We start from the raw sequence: 20,009 nt of genomic DNA, 5'->3' as shown, positions 1-20,009 counted from the left end.
GTTACGCAGGGGAAACTCGATTTAAGCTATCAATGCATTCAAATCCAATATTGGTATCATCAGCGATTTCTGAAGTTGTATAAATAAAACGCTTGGTGACCCCAGCTCTAGCCGCCGCCAACATGTCCGTCTTGTTATCACCAATCATGAACGACTTTGCCATATCGATATTGTATTTTTGCTTAGCTTGTTCAAACATGCCAGGGTTTGGTTTACGACAATGGCATTGTTGTAAATAATCTCCTTTTGCCTTTAATGGATGATGGGGACAATAGAAAAAATCATCTATCGTGATCCCCCGCGTTGCAAACTCTGACTGCATCCATTTCGATAATAGTAAAAAATCCTCTTCGCTGTAATATCCGCGTCCTATCCCAGATTGATTGGTCACAACCAGAATTAAATACCCCTGCTGTTGGAAGCGTGTGCACAACGCAAATACATCATCAATAAAGTCGATTTCATCTGGGCGGGATGCATAACCATGGTCAACATTAATGACACCGTCTCTATCTAAAAATAACGCTTTAGATGTCACTATTTTTCCTCAATACTTGAATATCAAATTCCGTTTGACAATCAATCTGGGATTGCAAAAACTGGGCTTTATTTTGTTCACTGGTATGCCAAAAATAAGGCGTCATTTTAAGTAAAGCCAAACGCTGTTCAGGTTGACTAAAACTCAAATCAAAACCAAGTGACTCTCTACTTTGAACCGTGAAATTGTTTGTGTCTACTTGGTTTAGTGTGTGCGGCTTTGATACGTCATAAATGGATTCTTTTAGTTGCTGCAAGTGTTTAGGTCCAGGGTTAACTAGAATCCATAATCCATTTGGCTTTAAAATCCTAGCCACTTCTTGTTCGCTAGAAGGTGCAAAAACTTGAATGACGACATCCAAGCTTTCACTCCCAACAGGAATTTTAAATGTACTAGCAACTGCAAATTGACATGCTTTATGAGTCTTTGCAGCGCGCTGTATCGCCACTTTGGATATATCACACCCTGCTGCAATACATTGATGCTTGGCACTTTCTAATTGTCTGCGTATTTGTTCTAAATAATACCCTTCACCGCAACCTGCATCGAATAAATGTATCTCAGGACTGAGGCATTGGGCTTGAATTAAATCAGCTATACGAGCGATAAGTGGATCGTAAAATCCTTGTTGCAGAAACTCACGACGAGCCAAAATCATATCTTTGTTATCGCCGGGCGCTTTGCTGCTGCGTTCCTGTGCCAACTGCAGGTTTACGTAACCTTCTTTAGCTCTATCATAACTATGTTTAGCTTCACAACGCCAAGTACCACTTTCCAATGACAATGGAAGACGACAAGCTGGACAAATCCACATGTAAAAAGACTACCTTAAATTTTCAGCCAAACTAGATTAAAGCCCAGCGGTTTAGAGAATGGGGGTATTAAACCCTTGTTCCACCATCCAATTCAAGTGTACGCCCGGTAAAATAGTCATTCTCGAATATAAATTTTGCCGCATGGCCCAATTCTTCCACTTCCGCTAAGCGTCCAGCAGGAACGGTAGATAAGAATCGCTCGATCATTTCCGGCCGCATTTGCGCTGCCATGGCGGTGTTCACTAATCCAGGGGCGATACAACCGGTACGAATGTTATAACGAGCTAGCTCTTTGGCCCAAGTCACTGTCATAGTGGCTACCGCTGATTTAGAGGCAGAATAGTTGGTTTGTCCCATGTTGCCACCGCGAGACACTGAAGATAGATTAATGATGACACCAGAGCTGTTGGTTTCAATCATTGTAGAGGCTGCCTCTCGAGCACACAAAAAAGTACCTGTAACATTCACATCAATAACAGATTGAAACTGTTGCTTTGACATTTTATCAACGACTTTTCCATCCTTTATCTTCAACAACATACCGTCACGCATTATACCTGCGCTATTGATTAAGCCATTCAATTGACCAAAGTCATTCTTAATCTGTGAAAACACGTATTCCACATCCGATTCATCGGTAACATTAACAGCGTAGCCTCTAGCGGTTACGCCTAACTCAGAAATTTGTTCAGCTGCAGATTTAACCACAATATCTTGCATATCTAGCATCGCAACATGGGCACCAGCATCGGCGAAGGTTTTAGCCATTGCCAACCCGAGTCCTTGGGCTGCACCTGTAATTGCAATTACTTTATTTTTCAGTTCCATAGTTCACCTTTCAATCTTTATCGTTACAATTAATGACAGTCGAAGAATTTATTAACCCATCACTGTTAAACATTTTTGAGCACTAAGCACAGATTAACAACAATCAATATATTTAACTTGCTAACTGCAAATCATTTAATGGATTCCCATTATTTGGCCACATAGAGGTGAAAAACTGATTAAGTGTTTTTTCATCAACTTCAGCAATATTTGCAAATGCCCATTTTGGCTTACGGTCTTTATCAATTAATAACGCTCTAACCCCTTCTTGAAATTCGCCATAGGTACCGCATCGGCAAGACATAATTAGTTCCATCTGAAAACATTCAGCTAGAGATAAGTCGACTCCTCTGTGAAGTTGTTGAAACACTAAGTGCATCGATATTGGTGAATTGTATGCAATTGCATCTTGTGCTTTTTTGAACCACTTATCATCAGAAATTGAAACTGCTGTTAAAGCATCTATGTAGTCTTGTAAAGTAGTAGTGTCTGCCAAACCTGCTAATAGATCAGCGTGTTTGTGCAAATTACAAACTCCTGAGGTTTGTGCAAACTCAGCACACAGCGCAGTTAAGAGTTGACCATTTTGCGCGAAATTTTCAGTCCAATCAGTAGTTTTGATTTGACGTAAAACCTGCAGTTTATTTTGATGTTGAATAACAAAGTCAGCTAAGTTTGCAAATTTAGCATCGTGACAATTGATTTTCGCCCCTGTGACACCTAAAAACTGCCCCACACCTTTTGGCATTTTATTTAAGAACCAACTACCACCGACATCAGGGTACAAACCGATGGCTGCTTCAGGCATGGCAATCAAGGCATCTTCGGTTACGACTCTATGACTCGCCCCAGCCAACAATCCTAGTCCGCCCCCCATTATGATGCCGTTGCCCCACGCTAAAATAGGTTTCGGATAAGTATGGATTAGATAATCCAAACGGTATTCTTGGCTAAAGAATGTTTCGAGTAATTCAGGAACCATAGCCGGATTATTTTGTTCTGTTTTAGAGTCTTTCATTGCATTGTACATTGAAACCACATCGCCACCGGCGCAAAAAGTGCTATCTCCGCGACTGTCTAGAACCACAATGGCAATGTCGTTATTGTGCTGCCAAGACTGTAATTGTAATAGCAATAAATTAACCATTTCCAAATCTAATGCATTTAACGATTTAGGTCTGTTGAGCGTTGCGATTCCAATAGATTTGCCATTTTTACAAGTCTGAATATCAAAAACTACAGGTAATTCCATAATCTAAACTCCTAAAGGATTTGGCTATCACTGTTTGATAATAAACGTCGACCGATGATGACGCGCATAATTTCATTTGTACCTTCTAAAATTTGATGTACACGCACATCCCGCACATGACGCTCAAGTGGGTACTCTTGAATGTAACCATAACCACCGTGAATTTGTAGCGCTTCATTACAAACTTGAAAACCCACGTCTGTTGCAAATCGTTTAGCCATGGCACAGTAAGTCGTTTTATCTGGGCTTTGGCTATCAATCTTAAACGCAGCCAATCTTACCATTTGACGGGCCGCGACTAATTCGGTCGCCATATCAGCCAATTTAAACTGTAGTGCTTGAAATGCCGCAAGGGGTTTACCAAACTGAGTGCGAGTTTGCATATATTCAGTAGCAGTTTCCAACGCCCGTTGCGCAGTACCAATGGAGCAAGTTGCAATATTTACCCTGCCACCATCGAGTCCCATCATGGCGAATTTAAACCCTTCCCCTTCTTCTCCGAGAAGATTATCAACGGGTATTAAAACATCTTGAAACGTAATCAACCGAGTAGGTTGAGCATTCCAGCCCATTTTTTCTTCTGCTTTACCATAAATGACCCCTTCAGCATCAGCAGGGATCACCACGGCTGAGATACCGCCAGGGCCTTTGTCACCTGTTCTGACCATAACCACCAGAACATCGGTTTCTCCCGCACCAGAGATAAACATCTTAGAGCCATTAATACGGTAATGGTCACCTTCTTTTACCGCAGAGGTGCGCAATGATGCTGCATCTGAGCCAGATCCCGGCTCAGTTAAACAATAGGATGCTAAATGTTCGCCCGTCACTAACGTTGGGCACCAGGCCGACTTGACTGTCTCAGTACCCCAAGTCGCGATCATCCAAGTGGCCATATTATGAATTGTCATCATTGCTGTGGTGGCAGTGCATCCACTTGCCAATTGTTCAAAAATAAGCGCTGAATCTAAACGACTAAGTTGTAAACCGCCCGCATCTTCAGGGGTGTAAAGAGCACAGAAGCCTAATTCACCGGCTTTCTGAATTACTTCCTTAGGAAAAATATGATGTTTATCCCAATGCGCAGCGTGGGGGGCAAGTTCTTGATCTGCAAATTGTTTCGCTGTATCAACGAAGGCGATTTGATCTTCGGTTAAATCAAAATTCATATGCTAGTTTCCTTTAGAAAACCGATTAAATGGACAGTGTTAATGCTTTGTAAATAAGGTTATCAAAAATCTCACCTTAACGTTAACGTAAATTAAAATCAAATAATCAAATACTGCCAACTTCTGTATACAGTCAACAACATAAACTTGTTAAATGGGGTTATATTGATCATGAATAATCCACTTTTTTACCATTTCAGTAATCCTAGACCAGCCAATATAATGCTGCCAGTTACCGATTTTTCGAACTAATTGGTAAAAAGCCGAGGGATAAATATCTATCCATAGCAATGTACATTGTTATTTTGATACTATGCTTGCTATATTGTCGTAATAAATTGATCAGAAAGAAGAAATTATCGTGGTTGGACCAAAAATCAACATCGCTGTAGTTGAAGATAATGGCATGGCGCGAATTCTTTTACGGAACCATTTGCTAGAAATGGGCTACTCGAATGTCTCCTGTTATATTCACGGCAGAGAACTCAAAAAAGCATTAAAGGTTCGTCAGTTTGATTTGATTTTAATGGACTTTCATCTTGGTGATCATAAAAATGGTGTGGAAGTTATTCAAGAGTTGAACCGTGAAAAGCTGTTAAAAAACACCACCAGTTTAATATTTGTCACCTCAGACCGGTTACCACTGATTATTGGTCAAATTGTTGATATCCATCCAGATGACTTAGTCATCAAGCCCTACACCATTCGTATATTAGAAAAAACCATCGCCAACGTACTAAGAATTCGTAGGCATCTGATGCCAGTGCTAACCCTGATGGATGAAAAGCTTTGGGATGTCGCACTACAAAAGCTGGAACAAATCGCTAAAAGCAACTCGATACCTAAGTCCCGCACTACCCTGTTAAAAATTCGCGCCAGACTGCTCCTTAAGCTTTCAAGATTTGATGAAGCCACTGCGTTGTATGACAGCGTGTTACAAAGTGCAGAAAATGTTATTTGGGCAAAATGGGGGGTTATACATGCTCAATACTTAGCCGGCAAAATAGAAATCAGTGAAGAATTACTCAAAGACATGCTAGGTGCGCACTTAACCAATGACAAAGCCTGCGAGTGGCTTGCGCGAATTTGTATTGGTAGAAAAGAATATGAAGAAGCCGAAGAGTACATAGACTTAATTAAAGAAAGTGCACTTTCAATGACCGCGGCCAAGCTCAAATCCTATGTTTACCAGTTGCAAAACAAAATGGATAAAGCAATCGATTTGTTGGAACGAAAACGGCTTAACGCAAAAGATATACGTGAAAAATACGCTGAATTATCCTTGGAACTGGCGCGCTGTTACTTATCAATAGCAGAATCTAAACAAGCAAATGAAAGAGCAAACGCGTTGCAAGTAGCCCGATTTTTAATCGGTAATGCAGGACGCAATTATTTAGAAGAAAATCTTGCGATTAAACGTGACTATATGAACATTTTGGTCGCCGTGTTAGAAAATGATCAAGATAAAGCCGTAGCCCTTTTGGAAGAGGCAGACCAAAAAGACTTCACGACCGCAGATGTCCCTACAATGACTGATGCCATAAAGGCATGGTTAGGTGTAGGAGATGAATTGCGAGCGGCTCAAATCTTATTTGATTGTGAAGAAAAAATGTTAGAAACAGAAGATCTAACCGACCAGACCATCTCTTCAATGGTAATTGCACAGCAAGAAGAAGAGTTAGGGGAAAGACGCCCTAGAGCCCTCAAATTTAACAAACAGGGCTTGAATTTACACAATCAGCAACGTTATCAAGAATCCGTAGATTACTTCTACCAAGCCTATCTTCTGTTTCCTAAGGAAGCTGCCTTTGGTTTAAATTTACTGCAAGGGTTATTGGAATCCAATTTAGCGGAATATAAAAAAGCGAAAACATTGCGCCTATTTAATGAGTTAGACAAACGTGAATTAAGCAACAGTAATCGTAAGCGATTGAATGAGATTGGCGGCAGACTCAGTGCTGACAAAGAACGCTTTATCATAAAAGACAACGATAAACTGACCACTCATTCTTAACCCATCATTAAAATTTAAGTAATTAGGCTGTTTAAGTCACTTTACCCTGTTGCTGAAATTCGGCTTTTAAATACTCTTTATTTTGCATGATCTTTTTGAGCCTGTGTAATGCTGTGGCAACATTTTCGAAACTAATATACAAGGGCGCAAAACCTAAACGAAGTACCTCAGGTGCACGAAAATCAGCCACAACTTTATGTGCAATAAGTGCCTGACAGATAGCAAATGCGTAGGGATGTGTTAACGCCACTTGGCTGCCTCTCAACTCTGCTGATTGAGGTGAAATACAGGTTAACTCTTGATCTAATTTAAGTGTTTTTAAACCCTGCATAAAAAACGAGGTTAAGGCTTTAGATTTGCTCATTACATCTGACATATCCACTGCCGTAAACACCTCCAATGCAGCGTCCAATATACTCATAGAAATAATTGCAGGTGTACCAGTTAAACATTGTGAAATACTCTTGTCACTTTCAAATGTTGGTGAGAACTGAAAGGGTTGACTATGCCCCATCCAGCCACTCAATGGCTGTTTAAAATGTGATAAATGTCGTTTAGCAACATAAATAAAACCAGGGGCGCCTGGCCCACCATTGAGATATTTATAAGAACAACCCACCGCAAAGTCTACCTGGCAATCGTCAAGTTTTAGATCCAGCACGCCTGCGCTGTGAGCAAGATCCCAAATAACTAAAATTCCTTTAGCATGAGCTAATTTGGTTAACTTTGCCATGTCATGAATGTAGCCCGTCCTATAATTGACTTGGGTTACGAGTAAAACCGCCACCTCCTCGGTAAGTGATTGTTCTATATTATTTGCATTCACCGATTTAAGCTGACAGCGTTCTTGACTCAACAAAGACTCAATACCTTGGACCATATATAAGTCTGTTGGAAAGTTATCAACTTGGGATAAAACCGTCGTTCGCCCCGGTTGCTTAGCTAATGCTGCACAGATCAACTTAAACAAATTCACAGAGATGGAGTCACAACATATAGTTTGCCCAACACCTGCGCCTATTAACCGCGCTATTTTTTCTCCTACCGTAATGGGAAGATCAATCCAATGGTGCTTGTTCCAACTGGCAATTAAGTCTCTCCCCCACTGCAATTCAACTGTTTCTAGCGCTCGTTGTTTAGCAATAATAGGCAATGCGCCGAGTGAATTTCCATCGAGATAAACACCGTTTTCGGGCAATTCAAACTGGCTTTTAAGCGCACTCAATTTATCCGTTGAATCTAATTGTTGAGCTTGCTGATCAATTTGCTGTGCAGGTGAAGATTTAGGACTTGGCATTTATTTACTCAATTTAGAATTGTTAGATTTGTTTATTTAAAAGGTTTATCGCATTCAATTTTGTTCGTAAAAATCAAACTGTCTAGACTAGAAATACTAGCATTAGTAATAATAAGCATATTTTGCGCAACATCAGTAGTTTACCTTGTTAAAGCTGTTAGCTACTCAGTAAAACTTTTAATGTGAGTCGAAGCTGTTTACCCGACGCTTAACTTTGGTTATTCAGCGGCAAATTAAAGCCCGTTATTTTTGCCCTAAGCTAATCTATTAACCTACCTTCTTGTCATGTTTGCTTTTCATATTTATTCACTCGTTTTAACTGAATAAATAATATCAACTATATTAAATGGGAAATGTTAAAAAGTTGATCTTCTAATTGAGGTAGTTTATTCTCGGCATCAAGTTGACGTATACGTAAACGTAAACGTAAGCTTTAATTTTAAAACAAACAAAAATACAAGCTTGTGACATATACACACTATCGCCGTTTTACACGTTTAGGAATGCGAAATGAATGCTGATAATAAATCTGAGAAACACAGCTCTCGAGTCGAACAAGACGCGCCCACATTCAGTATAGGGGAGTTATCTAAACATTTTGATGTAACACCCCGCTCCATACGTTTTTATGAAGAACAGGGGTTGTTGTCTCCGCAACGTGCGGGGCAAACTCGAATCTACAGTAAAAAAGACAAAGTTAGATTAAAGCTCATTTTGCGTGGTAAACGATTGGGGTTTTCCTTAGCAGAAACGCGCACCCTTTTTAACCTTTACGACAGCCACCAAAATTCAAAAATTCAGCTTCAAGCTATGTTAGAAATGACCACAGAAAAACGCGCCATTTTGATTCAACAACTTGAAGATATAAACGTCCTGATGATCGAGCTAGATGAAGTTGAGTCTCGATGCAAAGACGAACTTGAACAATTAAATAAAGGATAAGTTTGATGAACGCTCCCTACCCTACACTTAATTTTGGATTAGGCGAAGATATCGATATGCTTCGTGATCACGTATACAATTTTGCCCAAGCAGAAATAGCGCCCTTGGCAGAAAAAGCCGATGAAGAAAATGCATTTCCTAATCATCTTTGGCCTAAACTAGGTGAAATGGGTTTATTGGGCGTGACGGTTGCGGAGCAATATGGTGGTTCAGATATGGGGTATCTAGCTCATACTATCGCCATGGAAGAAGTCAGCCGAGCATCTGCTGGGATCGGTTTAAGTTACGGAGCCCATTCAAATCTTTGTGTTAATCAGATTCACAAAAACGGCACTGAAGCGCAAAAACAAAAATACCTTCCAAAGCTAGTATCTGGTGAGCACATTGGTGCGCTCGCGATGAGTGAGCCTAATGCTGGTTCAGATGTCGTGAGTATGAAACTACGAGCCGATAAACAAGGGGATAAATACATCCTCAATGGCAACAAAATGTGGATAACCAATGGCCCTGATGCCCACACCTTTGTCATTTACGCAAAAACAGATGTAAAAGCTGGTTCCAAAGGCATTACCGCTTTTATAGTGGAAAAATCTTTTGCTGGATTTAGCCAAGCTCAAAAACTCGACAAATTAGGTATGCGCTCATCGAATACTTGTGAGCTTGTTTTCCAAGACTGCGAAGTGCCTGCGGAAAACATCCTTGGCGAAGAAGGTGGCGGTGTCCGCGTATTAATGAGTGGACTAGATTATGAAAGATTAGTGCTTTCAGGTGGACCACTTGGGATCATGCAAGCCTGCATGGATCTTGTTGTTCCTTACATTCATGACCGCAAACAATTTGGTCAATCTATTGGTCAGTTCCAATTAGTACAAGGCAAAGTTGCTGATATGTACACCCAGATGAATGCCGCCAGAGCTTACGTTTATGCCGTAGCGCGTTCTTGTGATCGAGGTGAGACCACCCGTAAAGATGCAGCAGGCGCGATACTTTATTCGGCCGAATTAGCAACCAAAATGGCCTTAGATGCTATTCAGTTACTCGGTGGTAACGGTTATATCAATGAGTTTTCAGCAGGTCGTTTGTTGCGTGATGCAAAACTGTATGAAATCGGCGCTGGCACTTCAGAGATACGTCGCATGTTAATTGGTCGCGAATTATTTAACGAAACCCGCTAATTCCCAACTTTTGACATTTAGATGTCATCACAATGGGGTTAAATTTTACTTAACCGGATTAGGAGCGAATGCATGCCCCCTATCGTCAGCAAATTAAACGTTAAAAGCCAAGAGTTTATCGATAACGCTGCCAACATGGCTCGGCAAGTTAACGACTTAAAAGAAGTTATCGCCAAAATTAAATTGGGTGGCGGTGATAAGGCCAATGCACGTCATACCGCAAGAGGGAAATTACTCCCCAGAGACAGAGTAAATGCGCTGTTAGATAGTGGCTCTCCTTTTCTAGAGTTGTCCCAACTTGCTGCATGGAATGTCTATGCAGATTATGTCCCCGCAGCGGGCGTAATAGCTGGGATAGGTCGAGTATCAGGCGTGGAATGTATGATAGTCGCAAATGACGCGACGGTTAAAGGTGGCACCTATTATCCTTTAACCGTTAAAAAGCATTTACGCGCCCAAACCATAGCCGAGCAAAATAATTTACCTTGTATTTATCTGGTGGACTCAGGTGGTGCGAATCTTCCAAGACAAGATGAAGTCTTTCCAGATCGGGAGCACTTTGGTCGAATTTTTTATAATCAAGCAAATTTGTCTGCGCAAAATATTCCACAAATAGCGGTTGTGATGGGTTCATGCACCGCTGGCGGTGCATATGTGCCTGCCATGGCTGACGAATCCATAATCGTCAAGAACCAAGGTACGATTTTCTTAGGTGGCCCACCTTTAGTGAAAGCCGCCACGGGTGAAGTGGTCACGGCTGAGGAACTAGGTGGTGGTGACGTGCATTGCCGTACATCGGGTGTTGTCGATCATCTAGCTAACAATGACCATCACGCATTGCAACTAGCCAGAAATGCAATTGCCCGTCTAAACCGACCTAAACCCAATTATTTGGACTTAATTGAACCTAAAGAGCCTGCCTACCCCACTAGCGATATTTATGGCGTTATTCCCAAAGACAGTAAACAACCGTTCGACGTCCGTGAAATAATCGCAAGAGTAGTCGATGGCTCAGAGTTCGATGAGTTCAAAGCGCTGTTCGGCACTACTCTAGTTTGCGGTTTTGCACGTATTTACGGTCATCCCGTGGGAATAGTTGCCAACAACGGCATCTTATTTTCAGAGTCTGCACAAAAAGGCGCACACTTCATTGAACTATGTGCACAACGAAAAATTCCATTAGTTTTTTTACAAAATATCACCGGTTTTATGGTGGGTAAACAATACGAGTCGGGCGGAATCGCCAAACATGGAGCTAAAATGGTCACCGCAGTAGCCTGTGCCAAAGTGCCTAAATTTACCGTGTTAATTGGCGGTAGTTTCGGCGCTGGAAATTATGGTATGTGCGGCCGAGCTTATGATCCTAGGTTTATGTTTATGTGGCCAAATGCGCGAATTTCGGTGATGGGTGGAGAGCAAGCTGCTGGCGTGCTAGCGCAAGTCAAACGAGATCAAAAACAACGGCACGACGAAAGCTGGAGTGTAGAAGAAGAGAACGCATTTAAACAACCTATTATTGATACCTATGAACAACAAGGCCACCCTTATTATGCCTCCGCGCGACTTTGGGATGATGGTGTAATAGATCCTGCTGATACCCGTTTTGTGCTCGCGCTTTCAATTTCTGCGGCACTCAATAAACCCATTGAAGAAACACGCTTTGGCGTGTTTAGAATGTAAGGTGATTTCCGTTATGAATAATACTCCTAGTACCCTACAAACACATTCAGAAGATGTAATCTACGCCCTTGATTCCCGCGGCGTTGCGACCATTACCTTGAACCGACCAGAAGTTCACAATGCGTTTGACGATAACACTATTGCATTGCTTACCGATTGTTTTAAGCGGGTGGCCAGAGACGACAAAGCGCGAGTACTGGTATTACAAGCCAATGGCAAGAGTTTCTGCGCTGGCGCGGATCTCAACTGGATGAAGCGCATGGCTAACTTTAGTTATGAAGAAAATTTAGCGGATGCAAATGCATTAGCGCATATGCTGCATACTCTTTACACCCTGCCCAAACCTACTATTGCAAAAATTCAGGGCGCAGCATTTGGTGGTGCGGTTGGATTAGTTTCTTGTTGTGATATCGCCATTGCCAGCCGCTTAAGCAAATTTTGCTTAAGCGAAGTTAAATTGGGTTTGATACCTGCGACTATTAGCCCCTATGTTATCGATGCGATTGGCGATAGAGTCGCACGCCGCTATTTTATGACTGCGGAAGTTTTCTCTGCTCGCAGAGCACGTCGTTTGGGCTTAGTCAGTGAAGCGGTTACCGAGGAAGAATTAAATTCAACAGTTGATTTATTGGTCACTCAAATAATCAATAACGGGCCTGTCGCAGTAGCCGCTGCCAAGCAATTAGTGTTTGATATTAAAGACGAACAACTGGACCAAGAACTTATTGAGAAAACCAGTTTACGTATTGCGACAACACGGGTGTCAGCAGAGGGTCAAGAAGGATTAGCTGCGTTTTTGGAAAAAAGACAACCAGCATGGCGGGAAAAATCATGAATGACCTAAAAAACATAGACAAATTGCTTATCGCTAATCGCGGAGAAATTGCTTGTCGAATTATAAAAACCGCCAAATTGTTAGGCATTAAAACCGTTGCAGTTTATTCCGATGCTGATATCAATGCGCAGCATGTAAAAATGGCTGATGAAGCAGTCAGACTTGGCCCCGCGCCAACCCGTGATAGTTATCTAAAAGGCGAGCTGATTATCGCCGCGGCAATTAAACTAAACGTGGATGCGATTCATCCCGGTTACGGTTTTTTATCAGAGAATTCACAGTTCTGTCGTTTATGTGAACAACATAATATTATCTTTGTTGGACCACCTGTTGCGGCAATAGAAGCTATGGGTTCCAAATCGGCCGCTAAGCATATAATGGAGCAAGCTGGCGTTCCGCTAGTACCGGGTTATCACGGTGATGATCAATCTCCAGAATTGTTAAAAAAACATGCCGATGACATGGGCTATCCGGTTCTGCTAAAAGCGGCTGCCGGCGGTGGTGGTAAAGGCATGCGACAAGTCGCTCATAGCAATGAGTTTTACGACGCATTGGATGCGGCAAAACGTGAAGCCATGTCAGGTTTTGGTGATGACATTATGCTAGTTGAAAAATACTTAGCGCAACCTCGTCACGTAGAAATCCAAGTGTTTTGCGATAGCCATGAAAATGGTGTTTATTTGTTTGAGCGAGACTGCTCAGTGCAACGACGCCATCAAAAAGTCATTGAAGAGGCCCCTGCACCAGGCATGACTTCTGACTTACGCCAGCAAATGGGTCAAGCAGCCTTAACTGCCGCTCAAGCAATTGGTTACATTGGCGCAGGCACTGTAGAATTTTTGCTGGAACCCGATGGCCAATTTTTCTTCATGGAAATGAACACTCGATTACAGGTAGAGCACCCAGTAACTGAAATGATCACCGGCCAAGATCTAGTGGAATGGCAACTTTGCGTGGCCAAAGGTGAACCTCTCCCCTTACAACAAGACCAACTAAGTATAAATGGACATGCATTTGAAGCGCGAATTTACGCTGAAGATCCAAATAATCAATTTTTACCCTCTACTGGCTTGTTAAGTCGGTTATCGCCCCCAACAGAAACGGATAACGTTCGAATTGATACAGGTGTGATAGAAGGTGACGAAGTAACACCCTTTTACGATCCTATGATTGCGAAATTAATTGTATGGGATCAAAATCGTGAAAAAGCCCTTAGCAAACTTGCTGACGCCTTAAGTGTGTATCAAGTTGACGGGGTTACTACAAACATTGATTTTCTGTACAACTTGGCAACTCATCCAGCCTTCAAACAAGCACAGTTAACTACTCACTTTATTGAACAACATGAGTCTGAACTTTTTGTCAAAAACGCCCTGCAACATGAACTAATAACCCCAGCGGCAGTAACCTACTTAATATTACAACGGCAGGCTTTAACGTCAGTCTCATATAATAAAAACTCGCCTTGGCATGCACAGAACCACTGGCGCATGAACGAACGGTTCACAGAAGTGCTAAGCGTTGATATTCAACAGCAGAGTATCGAAGTGACAGTTGAGTATTTACCATGCAACCAATTAGGTTTCACAGTCATTAATGTCAGCACATCTGAAGGTTGTTTTGAATGTGTTGGCAAACTTGATGGCCATCACTTTGACGTCACTATCAATGGTCAAAATCTGCAGATGAAGCTGCAACCCCATCAAGGCTTCACGACCCTATTTACTAAAGAGTTTGCCATCCAATGTAAACTCAATACCGCAGATTTAGGTCTCAGTGACGCAGATGATCACCATGGCGGGTTTGCGGCTCCTATGAATGGCACCATAGTTGCGCAATTAGTAGAGGTTAATCAGGAAGTAGAAAAAGGACAAACGTTAATGGTGATGGAAGCAATGAAAATGGAACACGCCATCAAAGCGCCAAAAGCAGGTGTGGTCAAAGAATTTTATTTTGTCGCCGGTGATCTTGTAGATGGCGGTGCTGTGCTGCTCGACTTTGAAGCCGAGGAGTAAACCTATGACAAGCAGTTATCCAACACAGGTTAAAATCGTCGAAGTAGGTCCCAGAGATGGTCTACAAAATGAAAAACAACTGATTGATTTAGCCAGTAAACTGCAGCTAATTGATGATTTGGCCCTGGCTGGTTTAAAATTTATCGAAGCAGGTAGCTTTGTATCACCTAAGTGGGTGCCACAAATGGCTGATAGTACTCAATTATTTCGAGAGTTAACGCGAATACCGGGTATAACCTATTCAGCGCTCACTCCCAACTTACAAGGTTACACCAATGCCAAATCGGTAAATGTGGATGAGGTGGCTATATTTGGCGCGGCTTCTGAAACCTTTTCACAGAAAAACATAAATTGTTCTATTGCCGAAAGTTTAGAGCGCTTTGTTCCCATTGTTGAGCAAGCTAAAAAAGACAACATGCCAGTTCGAGGTTATGTTTCTTGTGTGTTAGGTTGCCCCTATGAAGGCGATATCGCGCCGCAAAAAGTAGCAGAGGTTGCACAACATTTATTGGCTATGGGTTGTTATGAAGTGTCACTTGGCGACACTATTGGTGTTGGCACACCGATTAAAACCAGTAAGATGTTAGAAGCCGTTCAACAGGTTATTCCGAGGGAAAAAATTGCGGTGCATTTTCATGATACCTATGGTCAAGCTTTAGCCAATATTTTGATCGCGTTGCAACAAGGAATTAGTACCATCGATAGCGCGGTGGCAGGTTTAGGCGGTTGCCCTTATGCAAAAGGCGCTTCTGGCAACGTTGCAACTGAAGATGTGGTATTCATGCTAAATGGTATGGGTATACACACCGGCATTGATATCGAAAAACTAGTGAATGCGGGAAACAATATAATGCAAGCGCTTGGTCGGTCTTCTACCTCTAAGGTCGCAAACGCCCTGTTATCTTGAGTATTGAGTCTGATTGTTTTATGACAGAGTCGTTAAATCTGCATTGTGTTTTTTTGTTGGTGCTTTTTCAGTGCCTGTTTAAATATTTTTTTCGCTTCCTCTTTAGCTCGCACAGGATCATTATTCGAATTTCCTATTTTGGCAACAATCTCATTTAATTGTTCTGTATCCATGCAGTCATGCAATATTAACAGCCGTGCTTCAAGCTCCGGAAATTTTTTCAAAACCGCAGCTGACACTAACGGTTGAGCTAAATAACGAGGAAAAAACTGATCAGTATCTTTTAGCATAGTCACTTCGCCTCTTGATACTTGTGGGTCAGATTCGTAACCTACAAACACTTCAGCTTCGCCACTTTCTTTGGCTGAATAACGATCGGTAACACTGCAAGGTAAAACAGATTTGAATTTCACACCGTAGTCTAACAAGCCTAAAAGGCAATCCTTTCTGTTCATAAATTCAGGATCTGCACTAAACGTCAGTTTACCGCCTTTGGTTTTTAAATCGCTAATACTGATTATTTCTTCAGATTCAGCGTATTCAGGGGTCATAACTAAACAATAATCTTCGCTGCAACCTAAATTAGGTAACCATTGAATGCCTAACCCTTGTCCATATTGATTTAACTCCTCAGTGAGCTCATCTGGTGATTTAATTCCGCCGGTTTCGGTTTTATGATGGATATTAAAATATTGCAGGCAGGTACCGGTATAGTCCATGTAAACATCCAGCCATCGGTATTTAAGTTCGGCGAAGTTATGCATGCTATCACCATTTGGATAACGTATTTCGCAGACAATATGTGAATTCTCATGGGTTATAGCCAACGCTAAAAGCTCTGTAAAAAACATCTGAGAGAGGTCATTTTTAGCGCCAATGATGATTTTCGGATTAGGCCCTTCCAGACGTTTTGACGCCAATACATCTTCTCCAGCCAGTATTGGCCAGAATGACTGCTCCGATGTACTGACTTGTTGCTGCACCCGTCCAATGGTTTGACTAAAATTTGATTCCAATTCATTGAGCTGAACATGAAACTCTTTATCGGAAACCTTCAAGGTGAGTGACTGAATAAAACTCGGCATATTGATAATCACAAATGGCATGATCAACAATGCAAATAAGATCAATACCTGATTGGTGGCCCTCAAATATTCGTCAAGGCCAAAGAGCTTTAACTCAGCAAGAAAGAATAATAGCACCGCCAAACAATATATTGTCAGTAAGTAAGGTGCCGATTTTGATAAAAAACTACTGTTTTTTTTACGTTTCATAGGTTCTCCGTAACAAACTTTATTGTAGTTGCACAGCGGTTGGCTCAAAACAATATAAAGTGGTTTTTGACGCCAATGGACCATTTAACACACTGGCAATGACTTTCTGCTGTGTGAGTATGCGTGCGTTATTTAAGAAAATTTCAGGCCATTGACGCACCAACGCTTTGCTTCCTTTTGGAAAGGTAAATACTTCGGTTGGCGAACAACGATTTGATTGAGGATCATACCGCTGCCCTTCTACAAGGGCACTACCACCAGTTGATACCAATTTCACTGAATCAGCCATATCAATTTCATTTGCAACTTGCGTCAACAAGCTGTCATAGGCCTGCGGATTACTTTTTAGATTATCTAGAACCTGGTTAAACTGATTTCTAAGTGAGAGATTATTCGGATTATTTTTAGAAAACATCACGCTATGCGGCACATAATCAACGTATTTTGCAAAGCCTATTTTTGCCGATAACGTTGGCATCGACTGGGTTAATAAGGTTTCACCGACTTGCTGAGATTCAATGAAAACTTTAGGCTTAGAGGTATAAGCCAGCCATATTAACGCGGTGTTAATCGGCATTTGACAAACTGTGGGCTGATTCGATTTTATTGCTGTTTTAGACGCGACATCAGGGGTAACAATTAGATTACTATTCTCGATTAACTCACTGCCTGAGTGAAATTGCTGTTCACTTGATTGATAAGCATAAAGGGGTTGAGAATGTTGAGGATCTATTTGGTTGTAGTGAAATGGGTTCACTTGTTTAACCTGAAGTACCCTTTCGGTCAGCTTCAACCTTTTTGCTTCTGCGCTACTAGCTACTTCAACTAATTGTCTTTGAGTTAACTTTTTTTCGCTAATCAGTATCCAGTTTTGGTTAGCATCAAGTATTTCAAAGCCCTGAAGCGTATCTTTGAAATTGCAGGTATTGTTAGGAATATACTGTCCCAATCTAGGTGTGTATTCGTAACCTGCCAAGGTGATTACCGCATAATTTTGTAACTCAGACGGTTCGCTAATGTTGGCCGCCTGTGGGGTATGTTTCAGGTGAAAGAAAATCCCGTTAGGAACATCAATGATAGGTTCACTAAAGTAAAAATGATTTTCTCGCTCTGCGGTTTTGATATAAGGGTAAGTCCCTCGAATTTGACTATCCTGCTGCGACAATTCCGCTTTTGATTGGGCAATACTCCAGGGCATAAATTGCAAATCGACTCGATAGCCCATCTGTTCAAATACAGAGGTGACTATGACACTCGCAATTCCCTTTTGCGGTAGAGACTCTCCCGAATACGGAGCCCATTCACCTGAAGATAAATGGATGACCTTTGGTCCTGTGGCGGGTTTAGAACTCGAATACACAATAGCCGCAATTAAAAGTAGCAGTGCGACAATCAAGCTAACCATAATCATAGGGTTACTTTTAGTGCGAGCTGTATTCAAAGTATCAACCTTTCCATTATAAATTGATGGTGTTACCACCACCTTCCCTGTTTAAATTTTATACAATTAATTAGCATTTGTCAGGTTGATAACAATCTTAAGCTAAATAAAAGGAATTATTCATGGCAAGCTAGTGGATAGTCAGCGTAAACCTCTTTCAATCTAGGCTATAAAGCCGTAATTTAGAGTTTATTCGTTTGATGTTACGGTGAATTATTGATGTTTTTAGCTGGAATAAAGCGCGTGAGTTGCGGCTTCTTGCTGTTTACAAGCTTAAATGCTTTTTCTGAGGTTGTGTTAACTGAAAAGTTCGAACACTATTCCATTGCCCCCACGACGCGACCGCAAATTAAAATTGAATTGCGCGCAAACTCCCCCGTAGTGAAAGAAAATCAACTATTTCACGGTCGCACTCAATGGCAGTTAACACCGGTTTTTGGATTACAAACTAGCGGCAACCTATGTCGACTTGTAGGCATCAAAGTGTATTTAGAGGGGCTTTATACCATGCCCGAAATGTCTAACAGAAAAACTGCAGCAGAAAGCTTAAAACAAACCTTTGACGATTATTACACTGCTTTATTGGATCACGAAAAAGGCCATCAGGCTATTTGGATTGAAGCTGGTGAAAGCATTGAACGAAAACTAAAAAGCATGCCTCCCCATTTTCAATGCAGCCAATTAAAATCCCAAGCCAGCAAACAAGTCGCCAAACTCGTAAAATTCTACCAACTACAGAATAAACAATACGACCAAGACACCGGACACGGCAAAACCCAAGGTGTGTTTATTTCGGCAAAATAAATGGCGTTTTTTTAACTCGTTTTCTTACCAGATTGAATTGCGGCAGAATCAATAGGTGATTGATCCACGAGCATAGACTGATGAGAAGGTGCTACCGGTGACCGGCGCGGGACAAAACGAGTAAGGTCAGCTCTGTTTATTCACTGAATAAGTAACCTTCGGATACCAGCATACCAACCGACAACATTACTGCCTCATTCAGTGCGTTAGTTCAATTTATTTGAGTGAAAGAATAACTAATTATGGACCGAAAAAATGTCAGGGAGATACTCGGTTTTTATTGACAAAGGGAGTCATACCAACGCTTCAAATAAAGGGCTAAAAACGTTTGGCTATACTAGCGAACGAAGTGAGCCGAGCCAAACATTTTTAGTCCTTGTTGATTTGTTTGTTAGGTTTAATTATACTTTTGGTACAGAATAAAGTACAGGTACAGAAAAATGGAAGCAATGAGTTATACAGCTGCAAGAGCAAATCTAGCGAAAACGATGGAAAAAGTATGCGACGACCATGCTCCAGTAATAATTACACGAAAGAGCGAAAGCCCTGTTGTGATGATGTCATTAGATGATTATGAATCAATGCAAGAAACTACCTACCTACTCAGATCACCAGCAAACACGAGAGCCTTAATAGAATCGATAGTTGAGTTAGAGGCTGGGAATGGTACCCCCAGAGAATTGCTTGAATGAAATTAACCTTCTCAACGAAAGCATGGGAACAATATCTGTATTGGCAAACTACGGATAAAAAGATTTTAAAAAGGATTAATACATTAATTAAAGATATTCAGCGTGAACCATACGAAGGACTTGGTAAACCAGAACCTTTAAAACATGCCCTTTCAGGTTATTGGTCACGCAGAATCAATGATGAACATAGACTCGTTTATAAATATCAAGAAGATACAATCCTAATAGCGCAACTTCGCTACCACTATTAAATCTAACGCCTTACTAAGCGGCGAAAAATAGTTGGCTAAAATTGCGAGGAACGAGCGCTAGCCAACTGTTTAGCGTCCGT

18 protein-coding genes are annotated in these 20,009 nt (G+C 41.4%); 10 read left to right on the top strand and 8 right to left on the bottom strand.

Going from position 1 to position 20,009, the window contains the following annotated elements; all coding sequences use genetic code 11:
- Position 1 precedes the first annotated feature (1 nt).
- From gmhB to KO530_RS06635, 5 genes are all read right to left on the bottom strand, one after another.
- Positions 2-538, bottom strand: coding sequence for a D-glycero-beta-D-manno-heptose 1,7-bisphosphate 7-phosphatase (gmhB, locus tag KO530_RS06655; protein WP_216047638.1), 537 nt, complete (start codon positions 536-538; stop codon positions 2-4).
- The gene (locus KO530_RS06650) at positions 528-1,352 is read right to left on the bottom strand and encodes a putative RNA methyltransferase (protein ID WP_216047637.1); all 825 of its coding nucleotides are present in this window, start codon (positions 1,350-1,352) and stop codon (positions 528-530) included. Before KO530_RS06650 ends, gmhB begins: the two co-directional genes overlap by 11 nt.
- 67 nt (positions 1,353-1,419) lie before the next feature.
- Positions 1,420-2,181 (bottom strand): SDR family oxidoreductase, encoded by a 762-nt coding sequence (locus tag KO530_RS06645; RefSeq protein ID WP_216047636.1) that lies wholly within the window; start codon positions 2,179-2,181, stop codon positions 1,420-1,422.
- A 112-nt stretch (positions 2,182-2,293) separates the two neighbouring features.
- Positions 2,294-3,433 (bottom strand): enoyl-CoA hydratase/isomerase family protein, encoded by a 1,140-nt coding sequence (locus tag KO530_RS06640; protein WP_216047635.1) that lies wholly within the window; start codon positions 3,431-3,433, stop codon positions 2,294-2,296.
- 11 nt (positions 3,434-3,444) lie between these two features.
- Positions 3,445-4,602, bottom strand: coding sequence for an acyl-CoA dehydrogenase family protein (locus tag KO530_RS06635; protein WP_216047634.1), 1,158 nt, complete (start codon positions 4,600-4,602; stop codon positions 3,445-3,447).
- Positions 4,603-4,963: 361 nt separating this feature from the next.
- Here KO530_RS06635 and KO530_RS06630 point away from each other — a divergent pair, with 361 nt between their 5' ends.
- Complete coding sequence (locus KO530_RS06630) at positions 4,964-6,616, top strand: response regulator (RefSeq protein ID WP_216047633.1); 1,653 nt, start codon at positions 4,964-4,966, stop codon at positions 6,614-6,616.
- A 31-nt stretch (positions 6,617-6,647) separates the two neighbouring features.
- On the opposite strand, the gene kynU is transcribed toward KO530_RS06630, so the two are convergent.
- Positions 6,648-7,913: a kynureninase gene (gene kynU / locus KO530_RS06625; protein ID WP_216047632.1), complete on the bottom strand. Its 1,266-nt coding sequence runs from the start codon at positions 7,911-7,913 to the stop codon at positions 6,648-6,650.
- Between the two features lie 510 nt (positions 7,914-8,423).
- Between kynU and KO530_RS06620 the strand changes: the two genes are divergently transcribed.
- The 6 genes from KO530_RS06620 (at position 8,424) to KO530_RS06595 (ending at position 15,467) form a co-directional block, all read left to right on the top strand.
- The gene (locus KO530_RS06620) at positions 8,424-8,855 is read left to right on the top strand and encodes a MerR family transcriptional regulator (RefSeq protein ID WP_216047631.1); all 432 of its coding nucleotides are present in this window, start codon (positions 8,424-8,426) and stop codon (positions 8,853-8,855) included.
- A 5-nt stretch (positions 8,856-8,860) separates the two neighbouring features.
- On the top strand, positions 8,861-10,030 hold the full coding sequence (locus tag KO530_RS06615) for an isovaleryl-CoA dehydrogenase (protein WP_216047630.1): 1,170 nt from the start codon (positions 8,861-8,863) through the stop codon (positions 10,028-10,030).
- Between the two features lie 72 nt (positions 10,031-10,102).
- Positions 10,103-11,710 carry a carboxyl transferase domain-containing protein gene (locus KO530_RS06610; protein ID WP_216047629.1) on the top strand — a complete coding sequence of 536 codons (1,608 nt, stop codon included), beginning with the start codon at positions 10,103-10,105 and terminating at the stop codon, positions 11,708-11,710.
- 13 nt (positions 11,711-11,723) lie between these two features.
- Entirely contained in the window at positions 11,724-12,545 is an 822-nt protein-coding gene (locus KO530_RS06605; protein WP_216047628.1) for an enoyl-CoA hydratase/isomerase family protein, read from the top strand.
- Positions 12,542-14,560, top strand: coding sequence for an acetyl/propionyl/methylcrotonyl-CoA carboxylase subunit alpha (locus KO530_RS06600; protein ID WP_216047627.1), 2,019 nt, complete (start codon positions 12,542-12,544; stop codon positions 14,558-14,560). The genes KO530_RS06605 and KO530_RS06600 overlap by 4 nt, the downstream gene beginning before the upstream one ends.
- 4 nt (positions 14,561-14,564) lie before the next feature.
- Positions 14,565-15,467, top strand: coding sequence for a hydroxymethylglutaryl-CoA lyase (locus tag KO530_RS06595; protein ID WP_216047626.1), 903 nt, complete (start codon positions 14,565-14,567; stop codon positions 15,465-15,467).
- Between the two features lie 32 nt (positions 15,468-15,499).
- On the opposite strand, the gene KO530_RS06590 is transcribed toward KO530_RS06595, so the two are convergent.
- Positions 15,500-16,741, bottom strand: coding sequence for an ABC transporter substrate-binding protein (locus KO530_RS06590; RefSeq protein WP_216047625.1), 1,242 nt, complete (start codon positions 16,739-16,741; stop codon positions 15,500-15,502).
- Between the two features lie 19 nt (positions 16,742-16,760).
- Entirely contained in the window at positions 16,761-18,182 is a 1,422-nt protein-coding gene (locus tag KO530_RS06585; protein ID WP_216047624.1) for a hypothetical protein, read from the bottom strand.
- Between the two features lie 219 nt (positions 18,183-18,401).
- On the opposite strand from KO530_RS06585, the gene KO530_RS06580 reads away from it, so the two are divergent.
- From KO530_RS06580 to KO530_RS06570, 3 genes are all read left to right on the top strand, one after another.
- Entirely contained in the window at positions 18,402-18,986 is a 585-nt protein-coding gene (locus tag KO530_RS06580) for a DUF922 domain-containing Zn-dependent protease (RefSeq protein ID WP_252728955.1), read from the top strand.
- A gap of 449 nt (positions 18,987-19,435) precedes the next feature.
- Positions 19,436-19,678, top strand: coding sequence for a type II toxin-antitoxin system Phd/YefM family antitoxin (locus KO530_RS06575; RefSeq protein WP_252728951.1), 243 nt, complete (start codon positions 19,436-19,438; stop codon positions 19,676-19,678).
- Entirely contained in the window at positions 19,675-19,929 is a 255-nt protein-coding gene (locus KO530_RS06570) for a Txe/YoeB family addiction module toxin (protein ID WP_216047621.1), read from the top strand. The genes KO530_RS06575 and KO530_RS06570 overlap by 4 nt, the downstream gene beginning before the upstream one ends.
- Positions 19,930-20,009 lie beyond the last annotated feature (80 nt).

Origin of the sequence: Aliiglaciecola lipolytica (assembly GCF_018860635.1) — a bacterium.
Classification (GTDB): domain Bacteria; phylum Pseudomonadota; class Gammaproteobacteria; order Enterobacterales; family Alteromonadaceae; genus Aliiglaciecola; species Aliiglaciecola lipolytica_A.
This window is presented reverse-complemented; position numbering and strand designations above follow the sequence as displayed.